Raw genomic sequence first — 20,730 nt, 5'->3', positions numbered from 1 at the left:
CGTGCGCCCGCCCGCCAAGTCCAGAACAGGGAGCCCAGGGGAAATGGCCGCCGAGGCCCATTCTACCGCCACTCTTCGCCTCTCCGTGGGCGACCTCCGGATCGTCCATCCGATCACCGTCCCGAGCGGCCCCGTGCCCGCGGCGGACGTCGTGCCGGCCCTGCAGGGGCTGGTGAACGCCGTCGTGACGGCGGCCGAGGCCGGCAAGGCGATCTCCTGCCGCAAGGGGTGCGGGGCCTGCTGCCGCCAGCTCGTGCCGATCTCGCGCACGGAAGCTGAACGGCTGCTGTCGACGGTCGCGGCCCTGCCCGCGGAGCGGCGCGCCGTGCTGGAAGGCCGTTTCGCCGCCGCCGAATCAGCCCTCGCCACCGCCGATCTGAAGGAACGCAAGGGCCGGCCCGACCGCGAGCTGTCGACCGCCTATTTCGCGCTGGGCATTCCCTGCCCGTTCCTTGAGGAGGAGAGCTGCTCGATCCACCCCGACCGGCCGCTGGTCTGCCGCGAGTATCTCGTGACCTCGCCGGCCGAACTCTGTGCCGGGCCCGAGCAGGAAGGCGTGACGCCGGTGCCCGTCCCCAAGGTCTCGCTGGCGGCCCGCGGCCTGCAGGACGAGCGCGAGGACTGGTTTCCGCTGGCGCTGCTGATGGATTGGGCGAAGCGCCGGCCCGGGGCCGGTGCCCGGCGCACGGGGCCGGAGTGGATCCAGCGGTTTCTCAAGGGGATGTCGCGGAAAAGCTGAGGGGTGGCAGCACCCGTATCTATTCTGAACGGTGCGGGCGCCCGCGCCTGTGAAGGCGCTGCCGCCCGCCACCGCCCATTTTTTTTGAGCGCCACAGGCGCCCAAAGAAAATGGGCGGTACCGCGCGTGGGGTGCGGTACCGCCCTTAGGGACCCGGAGACAGGGGATCGGGGTTCCCTATTCCTCGTCGTCGTCCTCTTCCTTGCCGCCATCCATCAGGACGTTGGCCAGGATGCCAGCGTTGGCACGCACCTTGTTCTCGATCGCATTGGCGACCTCGGGGTGCTCCTTGAGGTAATTCTTGGCGTTCTCGCGGCCCTGGCCGATGCGGGTGCCGTCGTAGGAGTACCAGGAGCCCGACTTCTCGACGACGCCGGCCTTCTCGCCGAGATCGATCAATTCGCCGCTCTTGGAGACGCCCTCGCCGTACATGATGTCGAATTCGACGACCTTGAACGGCGGCGCCACCTTGTTCTTCACGACCTTGACGCGCGTGGCGTTGCCGACGACTTCGTCCTTGTCCTTGAGGGCGCCGATGCGGCGGATGTCGAGGCGGACCGAGGCGTAGAACTTCAGCGCATTACCGCCTGTCGTCGTCTCGGGGCTGCCGAACATGACACCGATCTTCATGCGGATCTGGTTGATGAAGATCACAAGCGTGTTCGACTTGGAGATCGAGGCGGTGAGCTTGCGCAACGCCTGGCTCATCAGGCGGGCGTGCAGGCCCGGCAGGGAATCGCCCATCTCGCCTTCGAGTTCGGCGCGCGGCACGAGGGCGGCCACCGAGTCGATCACCAGCACGTCGATGGCACCGGAGCGCACCAGGGTGTCGGCGATTTCGAGCGCCTGCTCGCCGGCGTCGGGCTGCGAGATCAGCAGGTTGCCGATGTCGACGCCCAGCTTCTTGGCATAGCCTGGATCGAGCGCATGCTCGGCGTCGATGAAGGCGCAGGAGCCGCTCTTCTTCTGGGCTTCCGCGATGACGTGCAGCGCCAGCGTCGTCTTGCCCGAGCTTTCCGGGCCGTAGATCTCGACGATGCGGCCCTTGGGCAGGCCGCCGATGCCGAGCGCGATGTCGAGGCCCAGCGAGCCGGTAGAGATCGATTCGATTTCCAGCGCCTCGCGCTGGCCCAGCTTCATGATGGAACCCTTGCCGAAGGCGCGCTCGATCTGGGCGAGAGCGGCGTCCAGCGCCTTGTTCTTGCTTTCCATGCCTTCTTTTTCGACCACCTTGAGCATCGCCGACATTGGCTTTCTCCTTCTTCCCATGCCCCTGTCAGGAGCGGCAATGCGGATAAGTCCGCCGCAGGTTCGAATGTCTGGTGGCGCCAATGTACCCATTTTGTTCCACCGAGCAATGGAACAAATAACCCTCTGATAGAACTAATGTTCTTGACACAAGTTCTAGATATGTTCTCGGAGGATTATCCCTGCTTTGGGATTGTTTCACCCATGGCTCCGGATGCGCTCGGTCCGAGCAGCCCTGCCGCCTTCAGCCTGGCGATGCCCGCAGGGTCGTAGCCGATCTCGGACAGCACCTCGTCATTGTGCTGGCCGATCTCCGGCGGATTGGAGACCAGCGGCGGCCGCCAGCCCATCATCTGGAAAGGGAGCAGCGGCAGCCGGGTCTGAACGCCTCCCGGCAGGGTGGTCGGTGCCAGCGAGCCGTTGGCCAGAAGGTGCGGATGCTCGAACAGATCCTGCGGCCGGGCGACGGGCGCGAAGGAGATGTCGGCCTCCAGGCACATCTGCTCGAGCGCCTCCTTGGTGTAGGCCTTGAACACCGCGGCGACCTTCGGCACCAGCCACGGTCGCGCTTCGATGCGCAGGTTGTTGGTGGCGAGCTTCGGGTCGGCCGCCAGCTCGGGCTGCTTGAAGAACTCGCAGAAGCGCTTCCACTGGCCGTCACTGGTGATGCCGATGAAGACCTGCAGATCGTCGGCGGTGTTGAAGATTTCGTAGACCGCCCATGAGCTCACCCGCTCCGGCATCGGTGGCGGCGCGGCGCCGTTGATCGCCGTGATCGCGAGATGCTGGCCCATCAGGAAGACGACCGATTCGAACAGCGCGCTCTCGACCAGGCCGCCCTTCCCCGTTCGATCGCGCTGCTTCAGCGCCAGTACCGTTCCGAAGGCGCCGAACATGCCGCCCACGATGTCGATCACCGAGGTGCCGGCGCGCAGCGGCCGGCCGCTGGGGCCGGTCATGTAGGCAAGCCCGCCCATCATCTGCACGACCTCGTCGAGCGCCGGGCGCTTCTCGTAGGGACCCGGCAGGAAGCCCTTGAGCGCGCAATAGACGAGGCGCGGATTGATCTTCTCGAGATCCGCCGGCCCCAGCTTGCGCTTGGCCATCGAGCCTGGCGCGAAGTTCTCGATCAGCACGTCGGCCTTTTCGAGCAGCTTCACGAGCACCTTGCGGCCCTCAGGCGAATCCGCGTCGAGCGCCAGGCTCTTCTTGTTGCGGTTGAAGTAGCCGAAGAAGCCGGCGCCGAAGCCGCGCAGCTTGCGCGTGCGATCGCCGTCGACCGGCTCGACCTTGATCACCTCGGCACCGAGGTCGGCCAGGATCATGCCGCAGGACGGGCCCAGGATGGTGTGGGTGAGTTCGACGACGCGGATGCCCTTGAGGGGCGGTTCAAACGATGAGGTCATGCCCCATCAGATACCTCACCCCGCCGGGGCGAGCCACGTGTCGATATCCTTGGTGAGCGGCAGGCCGGCCGCCTCGGCGAGGACACGATGCCCCACGCCGGCGCCGACCATGAAAGCTTCCTGGTGCGGCAGCGCATTGGCCTTGAGCATCGCGCGGATGGCCGGCCCGTCATGGCCCCAGCCGACCGCCTCGACCTTGCCGTCGAAGGCGCGGTTGAGAAGGCTGAGGAAACCGGCGCGCTCCTCGTCCGACAGGCCCGGCACGGCGTCGATGTCGCCCAGCACGAACAGCCGGCCCCGGAACTTCGCCACCAGGGCCGCCACGGAATTGCGCGGTTCGACGATGATTTCGCCCTTCGGACCGCGGCGGACGCGGGCAGCCAGCGACAGCGGAATCACAGCGGCGCCGAGATGGGCGCCCGAATCCATGATCACCGAGGTGAGTTCACGATAGGTGATCCCGAGCCGCTCGGCCCGCTTCAGCCGCATCATCGCGACTTCGGGCTTGGGCGTCTTCCAAGCCTTGGCGGCGGCACGGCGCCACACCCAAGCCTCCCAGGACATGTCGAAGGTCGGGCCGTTGTTGTGCCCGATGCCGGGACGGCGTAGCAGAACCTCAACATTTGCGTGCCGGGCCGCAAGACGGTCGAAACGATCACCCATTGCGCTTATTCTAGAGCAGTTCGGGCGAAGGTAAAACGCGCTATACGAACGCCAATGACCTCATGCTGAGGAGCGAGCGCAGCGAGCGTCTCGAAGCATGGGAACGAGCACTTCGCTTGTCGCCCACCCTTCGAGACGCGGCCCTTCCGGGCCGCTCCTCAGGGTGAGGTCCAGGTCAGGTGAGGAGCGAGGCGTGGACGATTTTCAGGTCGATGTACTGGTTGTAGGTGCGGGCAATGCCGCGGCGTGCGCAGCCCTGGCGGCGCGCGAGACGGGCGCCTCGGTCGCCATGCTGGAGGCGGCTCCCGAGGCCGAGCGCGGCGGCAACAGCACCTACACCGCCGGCGCCATGCGCGTGGTCTTCCACGGCGTCGACGACCTGGTGCAGCTCTACGACCTGACCGAGGACGAGAAGCGCGACGTCGATTTCGGCAGCTACACCGCCGACCAGTATCTCGACGACATGGGCCGGGTGACCAACTACCGCTGCGACCCGGAACTGACCGACATCCTGATCGGCCGCAGCTTCGAGACGATGAAGTGGATGCGCTCCAAGGGCGTGCGCTTCCAGCCCTCCTACGGCCGCCAGGCCTTCAAGGTGAACGGCAAGTACAAGTTCTGGGGCGGCCTCGCGGTCGAAGCCTGGGGCGGCGGGCCGGGCCTGGTCGACCTCGAGCACAAGGCGGCCGTGAAGGCCGGCATCCCCATCCACTATGAGACCGCGGCGGTGTCGCTGATCGAGGAGGACGGCGTCGTGCGCGGCGTCATCGCCCGCCACAAGGGCCGCAAGGTCCGCATCGGCGCCAAGGCGGTCGTGCTGGCCTGCGGCGGCTTCGAGAGCAACGCCGAGATGCGCACCCGCTATCTCGGGCCGACCTGGGATCTCGCCAAGGTGCGCGGCACGCGGTTCAACACGGGCGCCGGCATCAACATGGCGCTGGCGATCGGCGCCAAGCCGCATGGCAACTGGTCGGGCGGCCACGCCGTCGGCTGGGACATGAACGCGCCGGAATTCGGCGACCTCGATGTCGGCGACAATTTCCAGAAGCACTCCTACCCGCTCGGCATCATGGTGAACGCCAACGGGCTGCGCTTCGTCGACGAGGGCGCGGACTTCCGGAACTACACCTACGCCAAGTACGGCGCGGTGATCCTGGCCCAGCCGCAGCAGTTCGCGTGGCAGATCTTCGACTCTAAGGTGCTCGACAAGCTACGCGACGAGTACCGCATCAAGCGCATGACCAAGGTCCGCGCCGACACGATCGAGGAGCTGGCGAAGAAGCTGGAAGGCGTCGACGAACAGCAGTTCCTCAAGACCATCAAGGAATGGAACGCGGCGGTGATGACCGATGTGCCGTTCAACCCGGCGATCAAGGACGGCCGCGGCACGCGCGGCCTTGCCGTACCGAAGACGAACTGGGCCAACACGATCGACCAGGGTCCGTTCGAGGCCTACGCCGTGACCTGCGGCCTCACCTTCACCTTCGGTGGCCTGAAGATCAGCAACGAGGGCGAGGTCGAGAACACCGACGGCCACACGATCCCCGGCCTGTTCGCCGCGGGCGAGCTGGTCGGTGGTCTCTTCTATCACAACTATCCCGGCGGGACGGGCCTGGTCTCCGGCGCGGTGCTGGGCAAGCTCGCCGGCGATGGCGCCGGCCGCTACGTGGCGGGGAAGAACTAGGCCCCCGCTTGCTGCGGGGCGAAATTGGCTTCAAGGTCTTGGCAAACTGAGGTAGCGCGACGCGGACAACCGCGCGCGGCACTAGGAGAAAATGCATGTTCCCAATCACCCGGCGTCACGCCCTGGCCCTCGGCGGCTCGTCCCTATTGCTGCCGTCGACCCTGCACGCGCAGGCAGCCTGGCCGACCGGTCCGGTGACCTTCGTCGTCGGCTACGCCGCCGGCGGCAGCACGGACATCAACGCCCGCGAGCTGGCGCACGTCATGACCCCGGTCATCGGCCAGCAGATCATCATCGAGAACAAGGGCGGCGCCGCCGGCTCGATCGGCCTGCGCGCCGTCGCGAACGCCAAACCCGACGGACAGACGCTTTTCGTCGCCGTCGGCACCAACGTGATCATCAATCCCTACGTGCAGAAGGGCATGATCGATACCCTCGCCTCGCTGGCGCCGATCTGCCAGATCACGGACTATCAGTACGTGCTGGTCGTGGGGAACAAGGTGCCGGTGAAGAATGCGGCCGAACTCGTCGCGTTGGCCAAGAAGGATCCCGAGAAGCTCACTTTCTCTTCATCCGGCGTCGGCGGAAACAACCACCTGGCCGGTGCGCTGTTTGCTGAAGCGGCCGGGATCAAGATCACGCATGTCCCCTACAAGGGCACCGGACCGGCGGTGGCCGACGTGATCAGCGGCCAGATCACCATGAATTTCTCGTCGCTGCCGCCGGCAGTCTCCCAGGTGAAGGGCGGCAACCTCAAGGCGCTCGCGGTGACCGGCAACAAGCGCGTCAGTTCCATGCCGGACGTGCCGACCCTGAAGGAACAGGGGATCGACGTCGTCGTCACCAGCTGGCAGGGCCTGTTCGCCCCGGCCAAGACACCGCCTGACATCCTCGACAAGATCGACAAGGCGACCAAGGAAGCGATGAAGAACCCCAAGTGGCAGGAGGCGCTGGCGCGCGACGGGCTGGAGATGCCGCCCGAACGCACCCGCGCGCAGTTCGCCAAGTTCGTCGCCGAGGAGCACGCCTTCTGGGGCAAGAAGCTGCGCGAGCTCAACGTCCAGATGGAGTAGCGGTCGCAGACCGCTTTACTCCGGCGTCCGTGCCTGCGCCTGTGTACGCCGCCTCTCCTCGCCCAGTGCCCTGAGGCGCTCGACATCCTCAGGCTTCACGCGCCCATAGCGAGGGCGCCAGTCGTCGTCGGACGGCCAGGGCACATCCGACCGCCGTGTGGTGCGCGGCGCGTCGGCATCGCGCAGGAGACCCAGCGCCTGCCCCGCGATCGTGCGCTGCAGGTCCCGCCGCCCGGGCGGGCCACACGGATTGCCCAGCGGGAAATCCGTGAACAGGAAGCGCGGCACGCCGCAATATTCGACGATGTCGAGGGCGGAGCCGACGATGACGGTTGGCATTCCGTTGGCTTCGAGATGGCGGGCGACCAAACTCACGGTTTGGTGGCAGACGGGTCAAAGCGGCGAGAGCAACGCCGCGTCGGCCCCGTCGGCGCGCAATCGCGCCAGGACCTGCGGCGCATCGATCTCCATTGTCTTGCGCTGGCTGTACTCGGTGGGCACGCCATGGAAACGCGCTGCCACACCGCCGACCAGGCCCTCTGCCGCCCAATGCTGGACGGCCTCGATCGGCAGGAAACTGGCCCGGTCGTCGGTATGGGTCGATTCCTTGTCCCAGGCGAGGTTGTCGGTGAAGAGTTTGGCCGGTGCCGGGGAGACCGCGCCCGACCAGACCTGCCGCTTGCCGGACACATCGCGATTGCCGAGGTTGGGCGGACTCGCCGTCGTGACGAGACCGATCCTCGCCTCGGACAAAGGCTTGGCGAGAGGCACGAACGGCACCGTGTCGAAGCGCGACCAGACATAGTCGGACGGATAGCCGAGCGCGCGATAGTAGTCCCTCGTGCGATCCATGTAGCGGACGGTCTCGGTCATCGTTTCCACCGGCTTCTGTTGTTGCCGCCAGCCTACCCCCGTTTGGGCACCATGCAAAAGCCCTGTGCCTCGATGCCGAGGGCAGGATTGAACTTCGACCGGAAGTTCTCCATCGCGATCGCAGCCGTCAACTCGACGATCTGGGCGTCGCTGTAGTGGTTCTTCAGTTCAGCGACCAGCGCATCGTCGACCCGCCGGTCGGTGTAGGTGATGCGCTCGGCATACTCGAGCGCCAGCCGCTCGGCCTCGCTGAAGAGCGTGCTGTCACGCCAGGTCGTGACCTCGGCCAGCTTCTCCATCCCGCCTTCCGTCGTTTCCAGCACACGGCTGGAATTGATGTCGATTCAAAACGGGCAACCGTTGATCGTCGCAACACGCACGTAGAGCAGCGCGGGCAGGCCCTTCGGCAGGAGGCCGGACTCCTCGATCGACTGGCCAAGCATGCCGGCCGCCTTCAGTATCGGCGGGCAATGCGCCATGACCTTGGTGGGGTTCAACAGGCCGCCGAACATCTCGCGCTGCCGGTCGAAGACGGCCTTGAGAATGGCGTCGCCGCCATCCTCCTCGATCTCGCTGACCCGGGGCATCGGGGAACCTCGTCGTTTGAGAGACAGGGACGTTAACGTCCCACCCCGACACCGCACCACGGATATCTTCTAATAGCGATATGAGGCAGATGAAGGCTTCGTTCGGACATCACACTCGCTGAAGGTCGGGTCGCGCGATCAACCAGAACACAACCGACGAAACCACAGCACAGGCCAGAACGAAAGGCAGCATGACAGCCAGGTTGGACAGCAGGTTCAGCCAGGCAGGATCGGCCGCATCGCCGTCGAAACCCGCCAGGCCGACAAACAGGGCGAGGAACGTCAGTCCCAACGCCAGCCCCGCGAGGGCATAGGCCCGCACCCCATCCCATCGCTTGCGGCGCATGAACAGGAACGCCGGTAGGCCGACGAACAGGGCGAATGGATAGGAAATGTAGCCCGCCAACGCGGCATAGCCGAGCGTCTGCGAATCGCCACCGGCGGCGAGCACCACGCCCGCAAGAACGAGCGCCGGCATCATCGGTGCAACCAGGAAACCTGCCACGGTGCGATACGCTCTGCTTCGCGCAGACGCCATGTCTCTCCCCTTCCCCCGATGACCGTTCGGCAACGATCCGATGGGTTCGTCCAAGCGTCCTGCAGGCCGATCCGGCGATCAAGACTTTCCGCGGCCCGCCTTTCCGTCGGCCAGGGCCAGCGCCCGCTGCGACGGCAATCCGAGGCCCTGGAGAATGGTCGCGATGACCGAGCGCTCGTAGCTCGACGGCGGCTGACGGGACGCAATGTGGCGCATGGCGAGCATGATGTAGCCATGAACGAGGTCCACGGCCGCCTGCTCGCCGAAGATCGTAAACTCCTTCTGGCGGACGCCCAACCTCACATCGGCCAGCACGAACCTGCCGATCGCCTGCAGCATCCGGGGCGATGTCGTTGCGAGTTCGAGGATCAACATCGCCGTCGGGGGGCTTTCCCGGGCGATCCGGAGATAGCGCCGGCAACCATCGACCATCAGCTCGGCGCCGCTGTGAAAAGCCAGGCGGGTTTCCTGCGCGCCCTCCAGCATCGTGGTCGAGAACCACCCGGCGACCGCCTCGACGATCTCCGCCTTGCTCGTGAAATGATTGTAGAACGTGCCCGTCGTCACTTTCGCGCGCGCGGCGATTTCCTGGACGGCCGCCTTTGACGGCCCCTGCTCCGCCATCACCTCGATTGCAGCCTCGATGATCTGGCGCCGCGTGCGCTCGCGCTTCGGCGGCCTGACAACAGGCGCCTCTCGCCGCGGTCGAGGGAGCTTCTTCATGTCGCGGTCCTGATTACATTTTTTTAACTTGTCGCTCAAATTTGGAGGGTGCATTCAATTTTGGCCGCCACTTGCGGCGATCACCGAACCAGGGCTCCGAGCCATGACCATCCCCCAGAAGACGACGACACGACGCACCTTCCTGAAATCCTCCGCCGCCGTGGCGTCGGCCTCCCTGCTTGCCGCGCCCGTCGAGATCGCGCAGGCGCAGGGCACGGCCCCCGCGGTTTCACGCAGCCGCGGGCCTCTGAACATCCTGTTCGTCTTCACCGATCAGGAACGCTTCCACGACAAGTGGCCGAAGGGCCTGTCGCTGCCGGGCCACGAGCGCCTGGAACGCACGGGGACGACCTTCACCAACCACCAGTGCCCGGCGACGATGTGCACCTCGTCCCGGTCGGTGATCGTGACCGGCCTGCAGACCGCGAACAACGGCATGTTCGAGAATCTCGATGTGCCCTGGATGCGCGACCTGGCGGTGCCGACCTCCGGACAGATGCTGCGCAAGGCGGGCTACTACACCGCCTACAAGGGCAAGTGGCACCTGAGCCGGGACTTCGACACGGGTTCCGTCGACAAGTTCATGACGCCTCACATGGAGAAATACGGCTTTGCCGACAATTTCTCGCCGGGCGACCTGATCGGCCACACGCTGGGCGGCTACAGCTTCGATCACATCACGGCCGGCAGCGCCATCAACTGGCTGCGCACCAAGGGCCGCCCGCTGAGTGACGACGGCAAGCCCTGGTGCATGTATGTGAGCTTCGTGAACCCCCACGACGTCATGTACTTCAACACCGACGCGCGGGGCGAAAGCCTGCAGGATACCGGCAAGCTGCGCCTCCAGGCCGCCCGGGCCCCCGAGCACAAGCTCTACCAGGCGACCTGGGACGTTTCCGTTCCCGACACTCTGCGCCAGCCGTTCGACGCGCCGGGTCGTCCCAGGGCGCATGGCGAGTTCGATCGCGTCTGGGACCATATCCTGGGTCACATTCAGCCCGAGGAAGCGCGCTGGAGGCGCTTCAACGACTACTACCTCAACTGCATCCGCAACGTGGACCGCTCGATCGAGGCGCTGCTTGCCGAGCTGGAGGCGCTGCAGCTCGACCAGAACACGATCGTCATCTTCACGTCGGACCATGGCGAGATGGCCGGCGCGCACGGTCTGCGCGGCAAGGGCCCGTTCGCCTACCAGCAGACGAATCACCTGCCGCTGTACGTCGTGCATCCCGACGTCAAGGGCGGCCAGCAGTGCCGGTCGCTCAGCAGCCATATCGACCTGCTGCCGACCATGTTCTCCATGGCGGGCGTGAAAGCCGATCGCGCCGCGGAATTCGTAGGGCAGGTCCTGCCGGGCAAGGACCTGTCGCCGCTGCTTGCCAATCCGGCCAGCCAGGCGCTCGACGCCGCGCGGCCTGCGACCCTGTTCACCTACAGCGGCCTCGCCAGCAACGATTCTTCGGTCTTCGACTTCGCAGCCAGGGCGGCCATGGCCGGCAAGGACCCGAAGGAGGAAGCCAAGCGGCAGGGGTTCCGGCCCGATCTCAAGAAGCGCGGCCATGTCCGGTCCGCCTTCGACGGCCGCTACCGGTTCACGCGCTACTTCTCACCGCTCGACCATAACGATCCCGCGACGATCGACGAGCTGTTCAGGTGGAACGACGTCGAACTCTACGATCTCGCCGCGGATCCGGCGGAGATCAACAACCTCGCGGTCGACCGCAAGGCCAACGCCGAGCTCATCGTGACCATGAACGGCAAGCTGTCGGTGCTGATCAAGACGGAGATCGGCAAAGATGACGGGCGCGAACTGCCCGACATCGCCGGCATCACCTGGGGCCTCGACCAGATCGATCTCTGACGCCGGGAGGTACGGTCGTTCCGGTGGGCGCGACCCGGTCGCGCCCACACCGCCGGTCGGCCTAGAAGCCCAGCACCTTGGCCTGCACCACGCCCTCGATGCCGACGATCTTGCCCATCAGGTCTTCGGAGATCGGCTGGTCGACCTGGACAAGTGCGATCGCCGATCCGCCCGGCGTGTCGCGGCCGAGATGGAAGGTGGCGATGTTGACCTTGCCCTCGCCCAGCAGCGTGCCGAGGCGGCCGATGAAGCCCGGCTTGTCGTCATTGGTGATGTAGAGCATGTGCGGCGCGAACTCGGCGTCGATCTCGATGCCCTTGATCTCGACGATGCGCGGATGCTTGCCGCCGAACAGCGTACCCGTGACCGAGCGCGTGTACTTCTCGGTCGTGACAGAGAGGCGGATCATCGAATTGTAGTCGGTCTCGCGCTCGTGCTTGACCTCGGCCACCTCGATGCCGCGCTCGCGGGCGATGACCGGCGCGTTGACCATGTTGACCGACGTGAGCTGCGGGCGCAGCACGCCCATCAGCGCCACCTGTGTCAGCGGCTTGACGTTGAGCCTCGCGACCTGGCCCTCGTACTCGATCGAGACGGCCTTGATGTCGGTGTCGGTGAGCTGGCCCGCGAACGAGCCCAGCTTCTCGGCGAGGTCGAGGAACGGCGCCAGCTTGGGCGCATCCTCCGCCGAGACGTTCGGCATGTTGAGCGAGTTGGTCACGGCACCCGTCAGCAGATAGTCGGCCATCTGCTCGGCGACCTGCAGGGCCACGTTCTCCTGCGCTTCCACCGTCGAGGCGCCGAGATGCGGCGTGCAGACGAGGTTTGGCGCGCCGAACAGGACGTTCGACTTGGCCGGCTCCTCGACGAATACGTCGAAGCCAGCGCCCGCGATGTGGCCCGAGACCAGCAGGTCGCGCACCGCCAGCTCGTCGACCAAGCCGCCGCGCGCGCAATTGACGATGCGCACGCCCTTCTTGGTCTTCATCAGGTTGGCGCGGGAGAGGATGTTCTTGGTCTGCTCTGTGAGCGGCGTGTGCACGGTGATGAAGTCGGCGCGGGCCAGCACCTGCTCCAGCGTCGCCTTCTCGACACCGAGCTCGGTGGCGCGCTGGTCGCTCAGGAACGGGTCGTAGGCCACGACGCGCATCTTCAGGCCGATGGCACGCTCGGCGACGATCGAGCCGATGTTGCCGCAGCCGATCAGGCCCAGCGTCTTGAAGCTGAGCTCGGTGCCCATGAACTTGTTCTTTTCCCACTTGCCGGCCTGGGTGCTGGCATTGGCCTCCGGCACCTGGCGCGCAACGGCGAACATCAGCGCGATGGCGTGCTCGGCCGTGGTGATGGCGTTGCCGAACGGCGTGTTCATCACGACGACGCCGTGCGAGGTCGCGGCCTTGATGTCGACATTGTCGACGCCGATGCCGGCCCGGCCCACGACCTTGAGTTTCTTGGCCACGGCCAGAACCTCGGCCGTCACCTTGGTGGCCGAGCGGATCGCCAGGCCTTCGTAGTTGCCGATGATCTCGCGCAGCTCGGCCGGCTTCAGGCCCGGCTTGAAATCGACGTCGCAGCCACGTTCCGAGAAGATCTCGACGGCGCGGGGGGACAGCTCATCAGAAATGAGAACCTTGGGCTTTGCCATGGAATGACTCCAAATTCTTGTGCTGGGGGCGCGCCACTCCAGTGGCGCGATCAGGATTCAACAGGAAGACGCGTCACTTCGGGCGAAGTAACCTTCGCCCTTGAGTGACGCGCCCCCGGCTATGAAAATTCGCGCTCGATCTCGCCGTAGGCCCAGTCGAGCCACGGCAGCAGCGCCTCGAGATCGCTCTTCTCGACGGTGGCGCCGCACCAGATGCGCAGGCCCGATGGGGCATCGCGGTAGGAACCGACGTCGTAGCCCGCCTTCTCGGTCTCCAGCAGGTCGCCCATCTTCTTGGCCGCCGCGGCCTGCTTGTCGGCAGGCAATGCCGTGAACCACGGCGCCTTGATCACCAGGCACACCGAGGTGTTGGAGCGAATCGCCTTGTCGGCCGCCAGGAAGGCCGCCCAGGGCCGTGACTCGACGAACTTTTCCAGCACGCCGAGATTGCCCTCGGAGCGCGCCATCAGGCCCTTGAGCCCACCAACGCCCTCGCCCCACTTCAGGCCGTCGATCGCGTCCTCGATGCAGAGCAGCGACGGCGTATTGATCGTGTCGCCCTTGAAGATGGCTTCGGAGAACTTGCCGCCCGAGGTCAGGCGGAAGATCTTCGGCATCGGCCAGGCCGGGGTGTAGCTTTCGAGCCGCTGGATGGCGCGCGGCGACAGGACGAGCATGCCATGCGCCCCCTCGCCGCCCATCACCTTCTGCCAGGACCAGGTCACGACATCGAGCTTGGCCCACGGCAGGTCCATCGCGAACACGGCCGAGGTGGCGTCGCAGATCGCCAGGCCCTCGCGGTCGTCGGCGATCCAGTCACCGTTGGGCACCTTCACGCCGGAGGTCGTGCCGTTCCAGGTGAAGACGACGTCGTGCGTCCAGTCGACCGCCTTGAGATCGGCGATCTGCCCATAGGGCGCCTTGAGCGTGCGGGTGTCCTTGAGCTTGAGCTGCTTCACCACGTCGGTGACCCAGCCCTCGCCGAAGCTTTCCCAGGTCAGCATGTCGACCGGGCGGGCGCCCAGCAGCGACCACAGCGCCATCTCGACCGCGCCGGTGTCGGAGGCGGGAACGATGGCGATGCGATGGTCGGCCGGAATGCCGAGGATCGCGCGCGTGCGGTCGACCGCCTCGACGATCTTCTTCTTGCCGAGCTTCGACCTGTGGGACCGCCCGACGGCGGCATCTTTGAGAACTTCCGGTGTCCAACCCGGACGCTTGGCGCAGGGGCCCGAAGAAAAATCGGGGCGCGCGGGACGCAGAGACGGCTTCGTCATTGTCATTCTCCCTTACAGAAGAAATGCACTCCGGTGGGGGAGCGTGGCCCGCGGCCGATATACGGGCCGGCCGGCGCGCCGTCAATGTGGAGAGATTGTCGCGCGTCGACTCAGCGGCGCTGCAACTCGTAATAGGTGCCGCCGGTCTGATCCCTGAACGCCTCGGTCGCGCGGAAGTCGTCATGCAGCATGCGGTAGATCGCATCAGTGCGCCCGGCGGCGGCAACGGTGCCGAGATAGGCCGCCAGCACATCGGGCGACCAGGCCCACATGTCGGAGACAATGACGCGATAGCCGCGATCCAGTGCCAGTTCGATGTCGCGCTTGAGTGCCGCCGCGTGCTCGGCTCCCGTCCAGCCGGGATGGCGGATCGCACCGGCATTGACGGCGATCCACTTGAATTTCGGCTCTGCCGAGGGTGCCGGCGGGATCGCGACCTTGTTGTCCCAATCCCAGGCGCGGCTCCACAGCGCGTACTTCCACGTCGTGATCGGCTCGTAGCCGAAATAGAGGAACACGCTCGAGTCGGGCGGAAAGCGCTTCTCCAGCGCCGCCGTCGCCGCGAGCCAGCGCGGGTCGTCGCCGCGCCACTTGGCGAGCGCCGCGACGTTCCAGGCGAACGGCGCGAACGACAGGACCGCGAGCATGATGGCGATGCCACGGCGCGACGGCAGCAGCGCTGCGAGCAGCAGCGCCCAGGCCACGGTGAGCCACGGCATGACGTTGAGCTGCATCTGCGGATCCTGCGGCTGAGAATAGAAGTTCAGGACCTGCCCCGCTCCCAATGTGCCGAGGAAGACGATGGCGACCGCGCGCAGTCGCGGCTCGTGACGGCGTGGCCACAACAGGATCACGCTCGCGACGAAGATCGCGGCCTGTGCGAGCACGGCAAGCGACAGCGGCAACAGGGCCTCGCGCGCCGAGCGCGGATCGACGTAGCCGCCGACCAGCAGGAAATAATTGCCGATCCCGGACAGCATCATCCAGGCCTTGTCCCAGCTCAGCCCCGCCCAGCCGGTGGCGACGCCCTTCCCGGTCCACAGGATGTCGTGCAGGCCGATGGCGCCGTTGTGTCCTTCCCAGGAGAGCTGGACGATGCCCGACGTCGCGAGGATCGACGCCACCAGCACGAGCACATGGCCGAGGCGCCGCCCGATCGGTTCCGGCGCCACCAGCAGCGCCAGCACGAGCGCCGGCAGGGTCGGGAACATCAGCCGCCATTCGATCAGCCAGCCCAGCGTGAACAGCACGCCGACCACCGCGATGCGCTTCCATGTCGGCCGGTCGAACCACAGCCCCGCCAGCGCCATCGAACCGAGGACCAGCACGTAGCCCGGCATGATGTCTTCGCTGATGACCGACAGCAGCAGCACGAAGCCGCACCCCAGGTGGAACACCGACGACAATGCGGCGACAGCGGCCCTCCCTGTCAGACGATGGACGAAGGCATAGACGACGACCGTGCCGAGGCTCGCCCAGAAGGCATTGAGATAGGCGAACTGCTTCCACGGAACGCCACGCAGGATGCCGAGCATGTCGAGCAATCGAGCGCTGATGCCATAGAGCGGGAAGAACAGATAGTTCGACGGGTCGAGCCGCGCGGTCGATGGGCTCGCGATCCAGGGCTCGGCCTGGATGCTCTTGTACATCCCGTTCGAACTGATGATGTGGACGTTCTGCAGCCAGCCGATCAGGCCGCAGAGCACCGCCAGCGACAGTACGAACGCCAGCAGGAGCTGCCAGGCTGGCGCCGTCCTCGTCACTAGTGCTTGCGGCCGACCAGCGTCACGGCGCCTTCCGGGCCGAACGTCTCGGTGTGCGGGCAGCCGCGGGCCATGGTGAAGACCTCGCCGGGGCGGAAGACATGCGTCTTGCCTTCCCAGGCGAGCGTGATCGCGCCCTCCACCACCATCGCCTTCACGTCGTAGGGATGGCTGTGCTCGGCGTTGTGCTTGGGCCCCTGGGTCGTGCCGGTGACGATCTCGTCGTAGCCGTCACGCTGTAGCTCGGTCTCGAAAACCTGGCGATCCATCCATCCCTCCTCAAGCCGCCTTGCGTGCCTTGATGGCATACTGCCCCCCCATCGGAAGCCAGGCCAGCAGGGGATCGACGCCCCGCAGGAAGGCGAGGCCAGGCGGCATGAACATCAGGTAGTCGGTATCGAGCGTGTAGCGCGCCGCGTCGAGCAAGCCGTGCCGCACCTCGGTCGCGTCGAGCAGAATGGCGTTCTGGTCGATCGGCGTGCGGGCCGTGACATACCGCACCAGCGGATTTCGGGGATTGTGCTCGAAGACGTAGATGCGGCCGCCCGGCTTGAGCACGCGACCGAGCTCGGCATAGACCGCCGGCCGATCCGCGAGCGGGACGTGATGCAGCACGGCGCTGACCATGACGATGTCGAAGCTTGCGTCGGCGAAGGGCGTGCGGGCGCCCTGCTGCGGGGCCAGTTGCGGCGGCGCGCCCAGGTCGCGCCGCCAGCGCTTCTCGACCTGGCGCAGCATGCCGGTCGAGATGTCACAACCGGTGAACACGCCCTTGGCGCCGAGCCCGATCAGGACGCGCATCAGGCTGCCGACGCCGCAGCCATAGTCCAGCACTGAAAGCCCGCCGGTGTGCAGCGCAGGTTCCTGGCGCAGCAGCCAGCGCGCCTTCACTGCGATGAACTGGTCGGGCGAGCTGCCCAACAAGCGCTTGATGGGATTGTCGAGGCCGCCCTCGTACTCGGCTGCGTAGTCGTCGAACTCCGCCGGCTCGCCCGACCAGGATTGCGGATCGGGCGCGCTCACGGCGGCTCCCCGTTCGGGCCACCGACGATGTCACGGATCATGAACAGCGGCCGTCCCTTGCTCTGGTCGTAGAGGCGGCCGAGATAGGCGCCGATGATGCCCAGCATCAGGAACTGCATGCCGCCCAGCAGGCCGACCGCGGCCATCAGCGAGGTCCAGCCCGGCAGCGTGTGGCCGCCCCACCAGCCCACGATCGAGTAGATGAAGAAGCCGAAGCCCAATGCCGCCATGATCCAGCCGATGGTCATCGAGGCCATCAGCGGCACGACGGAGAAAGACGTGATCGCGTCGGCGGCGAAGCGGACCATCTTGGCGATCGGATACTTGCTCTCGCCCGCCACCCGCGCGTGGCGGTCGTAGACCAATGGCACCTGCCGTCCGCCGATCCAAGCCACCATGCCGCGAATGAACCGATGGCGCTCGGGCATGGCAAGCAACAGGTCGAGCACCCGACGTGTCACAAGGCGGAAGTCGCCGGCATCGGGCGGGATCTGGACGTCGGTCAGGCGGGCGATCAGGCGATAGAAGGCGGCGGCGGTGACGCGCTTGAACAGGCTCTCGCCCTCGCGCTGGCGCCGCTGGCCGTAGACCACGTCGGCCCCCTGATCTATCAGCACCATCATGTCGGGTAGCAATTCGGGCGGATCCTGCAGGTCGGCGTCAATGATCAGGATGCGCTCGCCGCGACATACCGAAAGCCCGGCCGTGAGGGCGAGTTGATGGCCATGGTTGCGCATAAGGCGCACGGCGACGATGCGCCGATCGCGGCCGGCCGCTTCCGCCAGGACATCCCACGTGCGATCGCGCGACCCGTCGTCGACCAGCACGATTTCACTGGAACTGCCGATGCCGTCCAGGACGGCGCCGACCCGGCGCAGGAATTCAGGCAGCGCGTCCTGCTCGTTGTAGCAGGGCGCGACCACGGAAACGGCCGGACGGGGCATGGAACTCATAGCGGTGGAGCAATAACCCATGCGCGACGGGAAAACGAGCGGCCCCTCCCGCCTGCCCGTCTCCCCAAGGACGACGCAATCGGCTATCAAGCGGCACCATGACGTCAAATGACAACGACCATCGCGGCCTGCTGCCGGCAGGCCTCGCCGACCTGCTGCCTCCCGACGCGGCGCGTGAAGCACGCGCCATCGACGTCGCCATCGAGCGCTTCGCCGCGTTCGGCTACGAGCGGGTGAAGCCGCCTCTGGTCGAATTCGAGGAATCGCTGCTGGGCGGACCGGGCGCCGCGCTCGCCTCCCAGACCTTCCGCCTCATGGACCCGGTCTCGCAGCGCATGATGGGCGTGCGGCCGGACATGACCGTCCAGGTCGCGCGCATCGCCGTGACCCGCCTGAAGCACGAACCCCGGCCGCTGCGCCTGTCCTACGGCGGCAACGTGATCCGCGTCCGGGGCAGCGCGCTCAAGCCCGAGCGGCAGTTCGCCCAGGTCGGCACCGAGCTGATCGGCGTCGACAGCGCGGAAGCGGATGCCGAAGCCGTCCTGCTGTCGGTCGATACTCTACGCACCATCGGCGTTTCCGATCTGACAGTCGATCTCAACCTGCCGACTCTGGTCGCCGCGGTGGCGAACGGCCTGAAGCAGTCCGGCGAGGCGCTGAACCGCCTGCGGCGGGCGCTCGATCGCAAGGACGAAGGCGGCATCGCCAAGGCTGCCGACGACAAGAAGGTGGCGGATCTATTCGCCGGCCTCCTGCGCGCCGCCGGGCCTGCCGACAAGGGCATCGCCCAGCTCGCCGCCCTGGAGCTGCCGGAGGCGGCCGCTGCGGAGGCTGCCCGGCTCGCCGACGTCGTGACGCTCATCGTCGCCGCCGAGCCCGACCTGCCGCTGACGATCGATCCGGTCGAGTATCGCGGCCTTGAGTACCAGACGGGCGTCTCCTTCTCCGTCTTCGCCCTCAAGGGCCGCGAGGAGCTGGCGCGAGGCGGGCGCTATTCCGCAGGCTATCCCGAGGACGGCGTCAGCGAACCGGCGACCGGTTTCACCGTCTACATGGACGCCGTGCTGGCGGCCTCCGAGCCGCCGCCGGAACGGCCTCGGCTCTATGTCGGGATGGGAACGCGGTGGGACGAGGCGTCGTTCTGGCAGGCAAAGGGCTATGCCGTCGTGCGCGCCGTGGTCGCAGCATCCGAGCCGCGTGACGAAGCAAAGCGGCTGCGCTGTAGCCACGCCCTGATCGACGGACAGGCCGTTCCCCTCTGAGGATGGATTTCGCCTCGCTCCGGGCGGGGGGAAGTGCTATCCGACATCACGCCTCTCCGGAACCGGCCCCGGGGAGGCGTTTTCGTGTGTGAAGGGAACCGGCCGAAGGATAATGCAATGGCCAATGTGGCAGTGATCGGCGCCCAGTGGGGCGACGAAGGCAAGGGCAAGATCGTCGACTGGCTGAGCGAGCGCGCCGAGGTCGTGGTGCGCTTCCAGGGTGGTCACAATGCCGGCCATACGCTGGTCATCGGCAACCAGACCTACAAGCTGGCACTGCTGCCGTCCGGTGTGGTGCGCCCGGGCAAGCTCTCGATCATCGGCAACGGTGTGGTGATCGACCCCTGGCACTTTCTCGACGAGGTCAAGAAGGTCACCGCTCAGGGCCTGTCGGTGACGCCGGACAGCCTGAAGATCGCCAACCATGCCGTTCTCATCCTGCCACTCCATCGCGACCTCGACGGGTGGCGGGAGGATGCGCCCGACATCATCCGGATCGGGACCACGCGGCGCGGCATCGGCCCCGCCTACGAGGACAAGGTCGGCCGCCGCGCCATCCGCGTGGGCGATCTCGGCGAGCCGGACATGCTGCCGCTCAAGGTCAACACGCTGCTCGCGCATCACAATGCCCTGCGCAAGGGGCTGGGCCAGCCGCAGATCGACGCCGCCAAGCTGACCGCCGAGCTGCTCGAGCTTGCGCCAAAGATCCTGCCCTTCGCGGAAGACGTCTGGGAGCGCCTCGACGGGCTGCGCGCTGCCGGCAAGCGCATCCTGTTCGAGGGCGCCCAGGCCACCATGCTCGACATCGACCACGGCACCTATCCCTACGTCACCTCGTCCAACACGGTGGCGGCGCAAGCCATGATCGGCAGCGGCATGGGCAACGGTTCGGTCGGCTACGTGCTTGGCATCGCCAAGGCCTATACGACGCGCGTCGGCGACGGCCCCTTCCCCACCGAGCTGACCGACGAGATCGGCCAGCGCCTGGGCGATCGCGGCAAGGAATTCGGCACCAATACGGGCCGCCGGCGCCGCTGTGGCTGGTTCGATGCGGTCATGGTGCGCCAGGCGGTGAAGCTGAACGGCATCGACGGAATCGCCCTCACCAAGCTCGACGTGCTCGACGGCGAGGAGGTCATCAAGGTCTGCGTCGGCTACGAACTCGACGGCAAGCGCATCGAGCGCTTTCCCTTCACCATGGGCGCGCAGGCCAGGCTGAAGCCGATCTGGGAAGAGTTCGAGGGCTGGAGCGAAAGCACCCAGGGGGCGCGTTCCTTCGCCGAGCTGCCGGCGACCTGCATCAAGTACGTGCGGCGCATAGAGGAACTGGTCGGCTGCCCGGTGGCGCTACTCAGCACCAGCCCGCAGCGCGAGGACACGATCCTGATGACCGATCCGTTCCGCGACTGATC

At 66.4% G+C, this 20,730-nt stretch carries 21 protein-coding genes; 6 read left to right on the top strand and 15 right to left on the bottom strand.

The window, feature by feature from the left end; genetic code table 11:
* The first annotated feature begins 43 nt into the window (after window positions 1-43).
* Window positions 44-739 (top strand): YkgJ family cysteine cluster protein, encoded by a 696-nt coding sequence (locus Q7V45_RS21305; protein ID WP_304855844.1) that lies wholly within the window; start codon window positions 44-46, stop codon window positions 737-739.
* A 177-nt stretch (window positions 740-916) separates the two neighbouring features.
* On the opposite strand, the gene recA is transcribed toward Q7V45_RS21305, so the two are convergent.
* The 3 genes from recA to Q7V45_RS21290 all read right to left on the bottom strand — a co-directional run bounded on the left by recA (window position 917) and on the right by Q7V45_RS21290 (window position 4,056).
* Window positions 917-1,987: a recombinase RecA gene (gene recA, locus Q7V45_RS21300; protein WP_304855842.1), complete on the bottom strand. Its 1,071-nt coding sequence runs from the start codon at window positions 1,985-1,987 to the stop codon at window positions 917-919.
* A gap of 176 nt (window positions 1,988-2,163) precedes the next feature.
* Window positions 2,164-3,393 (bottom strand): CaiB/BaiF CoA-transferase family protein, encoded by a 1,230-nt coding sequence (locus Q7V45_RS21295; RefSeq protein ID WP_304855841.1) that lies wholly within the window; start codon window positions 3,391-3,393, stop codon window positions 2,164-2,166.
* Window positions 3,394-3,408: 15 nt separating this feature from the next.
* Window positions 3,409-4,056, bottom strand: coding sequence for a hypothetical protein (locus Q7V45_RS21290; RefSeq protein ID WP_304855839.1), 648 nt, complete (start codon window positions 4,054-4,056; stop codon window positions 3,409-3,411).
* Window positions 4,057-4,249: 193 nt separating this feature from the next.
* Here Q7V45_RS21290 and tcuA point away from each other — a divergent pair, with 193 nt between their 5' ends.
* Window positions 4,250-5,740, top strand: a complete 1,491-nt coding sequence (tcuA, locus tag Q7V45_RS21285; protein ID WP_304855838.1) for an FAD-dependent tricarballylate dehydrogenase TcuA — start codon at window positions 4,250-4,252, stop codon at window positions 5,738-5,740.
* 95 nt (window positions 5,741-5,835) lie between these two features.
* A complete protein-coding gene (locus tag Q7V45_RS21280) occupies window positions 5,836-6,813 on the top strand; it encodes a tripartite tricarboxylate transporter substrate binding protein (protein ID WP_304855836.1) in 978 nt (325 codons plus the stop codon).
* Between the two features lie 15 nt (window positions 6,814-6,828).
* Here the strand turns inward: Q7V45_RS21280 and Q7V45_RS21275 are convergent, their stop codons facing one another.
* From Q7V45_RS21275 to Q7V45_RS21250, 6 genes are all read right to left on the bottom strand, one after another.
* A complete protein-coding gene (locus tag Q7V45_RS21275; RefSeq protein ID WP_304855834.1) occupies window positions 6,829-7,152 on the bottom strand; it encodes a hypothetical protein in 324 nt (107 codons plus the stop codon).
* Between the two features lie 54 nt (window positions 7,153-7,206).
* Window positions 7,207-7,686, bottom strand: a complete 480-nt coding sequence (locus tag Q7V45_RS21270) for a hypothetical protein (RefSeq protein WP_304855833.1) — start codon at window positions 7,684-7,686, stop codon at window positions 7,207-7,209.
* 32 nt (window positions 7,687-7,718) lie between these two features.
* Window positions 7,719-7,985 (bottom strand): carboxymuconolactone decarboxylase family protein, encoded by a 267-nt coding sequence (locus Q7V45_RS21265; protein ID WP_304855831.1) that lies wholly within the window; start codon window positions 7,983-7,985, stop codon window positions 7,719-7,721.
* Window positions 7,986-8,030: 45 nt separating this feature from the next.
* On the bottom strand, window positions 8,031-8,273 hold the full coding sequence (locus tag Q7V45_RS21260) for a hypothetical protein (RefSeq protein ID WP_304855830.1): 243 nt from the start codon (window positions 8,271-8,273) through the stop codon (window positions 8,031-8,033).
* Between the two features lie 109 nt (window positions 8,274-8,382).
* Window positions 8,383-8,778 carry a hypothetical protein gene (locus Q7V45_RS21255; protein ID WP_304855828.1) on the bottom strand — a complete coding sequence of 132 codons (396 nt, stop codon included), beginning with the start codon at window positions 8,776-8,778 and terminating at the stop codon, window positions 8,383-8,385.
* A 111-nt stretch (window positions 8,779-8,889) separates the two neighbouring features.
* The gene (locus Q7V45_RS21250) at window positions 8,890-9,534 is read right to left on the bottom strand and encodes a TetR/AcrR family transcriptional regulator (RefSeq protein WP_304855827.1); all 645 of its coding nucleotides are present in this window, start codon (window positions 9,532-9,534) and stop codon (window positions 8,890-8,892) included.
* 103 nt (window positions 9,535-9,637) lie between these two features.
* On the opposite strand from Q7V45_RS21250, the gene Q7V45_RS21245 reads away from it, so the two are divergent.
* Entirely contained in the window at window positions 9,638-11,395 is a 1,758-nt protein-coding gene (locus Q7V45_RS21245; protein WP_304855826.1) for a sulfatase-like hydrolase/transferase, read from the top strand.
* Window positions 11,396-11,456: 61 nt separating this feature from the next.
* Here the strand turns inward: Q7V45_RS21245 and serA are convergent, their stop codons facing one another.
* The 6 genes from serA to Q7V45_RS21215 form a co-directional block, all read right to left on the bottom strand.
* Window positions 11,457-13,040: a phosphoglycerate dehydrogenase gene (gene serA / locus Q7V45_RS21240; RefSeq protein ID WP_304855824.1), complete on the bottom strand. Its 1,584-nt coding sequence runs from the start codon at window positions 13,038-13,040 to the stop codon at window positions 11,457-11,459.
* A 119-nt stretch (window positions 13,041-13,159) separates the two neighbouring features.
* Entirely contained in the window at window positions 13,160-14,323 is a 1,164-nt protein-coding gene (locus tag Q7V45_RS21235) for a phosphoserine transaminase (protein ID WP_304855823.1), read from the bottom strand.
* A 104-nt stretch (window positions 14,324-14,427) separates the two neighbouring features.
* Window positions 14,428-16,080: a hypothetical protein gene (locus Q7V45_RS21230; protein WP_304855821.1), complete on the bottom strand. Its 1,653-nt coding sequence runs from the start codon at window positions 16,078-16,080 to the stop codon at window positions 14,428-14,430.
* Window positions 16,080-16,349, bottom strand: coding sequence for a cupin domain-containing protein (locus Q7V45_RS21225; protein ID WP_304855819.1), 270 nt, complete (start codon window positions 16,347-16,349; stop codon window positions 16,080-16,082). The genes Q7V45_RS21230 and Q7V45_RS21225 overlap by 1 nt, the downstream gene beginning before the upstream one ends.
* Window positions 16,350-16,359: 10 nt before the next feature.
* Complete coding sequence (locus Q7V45_RS21220; RefSeq protein ID WP_304855817.1) at window positions 16,360-17,103, bottom strand: class I SAM-dependent methyltransferase; 744 nt, start codon at window positions 17,101-17,103, stop codon at window positions 16,360-16,362.
* Entirely contained in the window at window positions 17,100-18,047 is a 948-nt protein-coding gene (locus tag Q7V45_RS21215) for a glycosyltransferase family 2 protein (RefSeq protein ID WP_304855815.1), read from the bottom strand. Before Q7V45_RS21215 ends, Q7V45_RS21220 begins: the two co-directional genes overlap by 4 nt.
* A gap of 107 nt (window positions 18,048-18,154) precedes the next feature.
* Between Q7V45_RS21215 and Q7V45_RS21210 the strand changes: the two genes are divergently transcribed.
* Together Q7V45_RS21210 and Q7V45_RS21205 are read left to right on the top strand one after the other, a co-directional pair.
* On the top strand, window positions 18,155-19,318 hold the full coding sequence (locus tag Q7V45_RS21210; protein ID WP_304855814.1) for an ATP phosphoribosyltransferase regulatory subunit: 1,164 nt from the start codon (window positions 18,155-18,157) through the stop codon (window positions 19,316-19,318).
* Window positions 19,319-19,435: 117 nt separating this feature from the next.
* Complete coding sequence (locus Q7V45_RS21205; RefSeq protein WP_304855812.1) at window positions 19,436-20,728, top strand: adenylosuccinate synthase; 1,293 nt, start codon at window positions 19,436-19,438, stop codon at window positions 20,726-20,728.
* The last annotated feature ends 2 nt before the right edge of the window (window positions 20,729-20,730 follow it).

Origin of the sequence: Reyranella sp. (genome assembly GCF_030651995.1) — a bacterium.
Taxonomy (GTDB): Bacteria; Pseudomonadota; Alphaproteobacteria; order Reyranellales; family Reyranellaceae; genus Reyranella.
The sequence above is the reverse complement of the archived record's forward strand: the minus strand, read 5'-3'. Positions and strand labels throughout refer to the sequence as shown.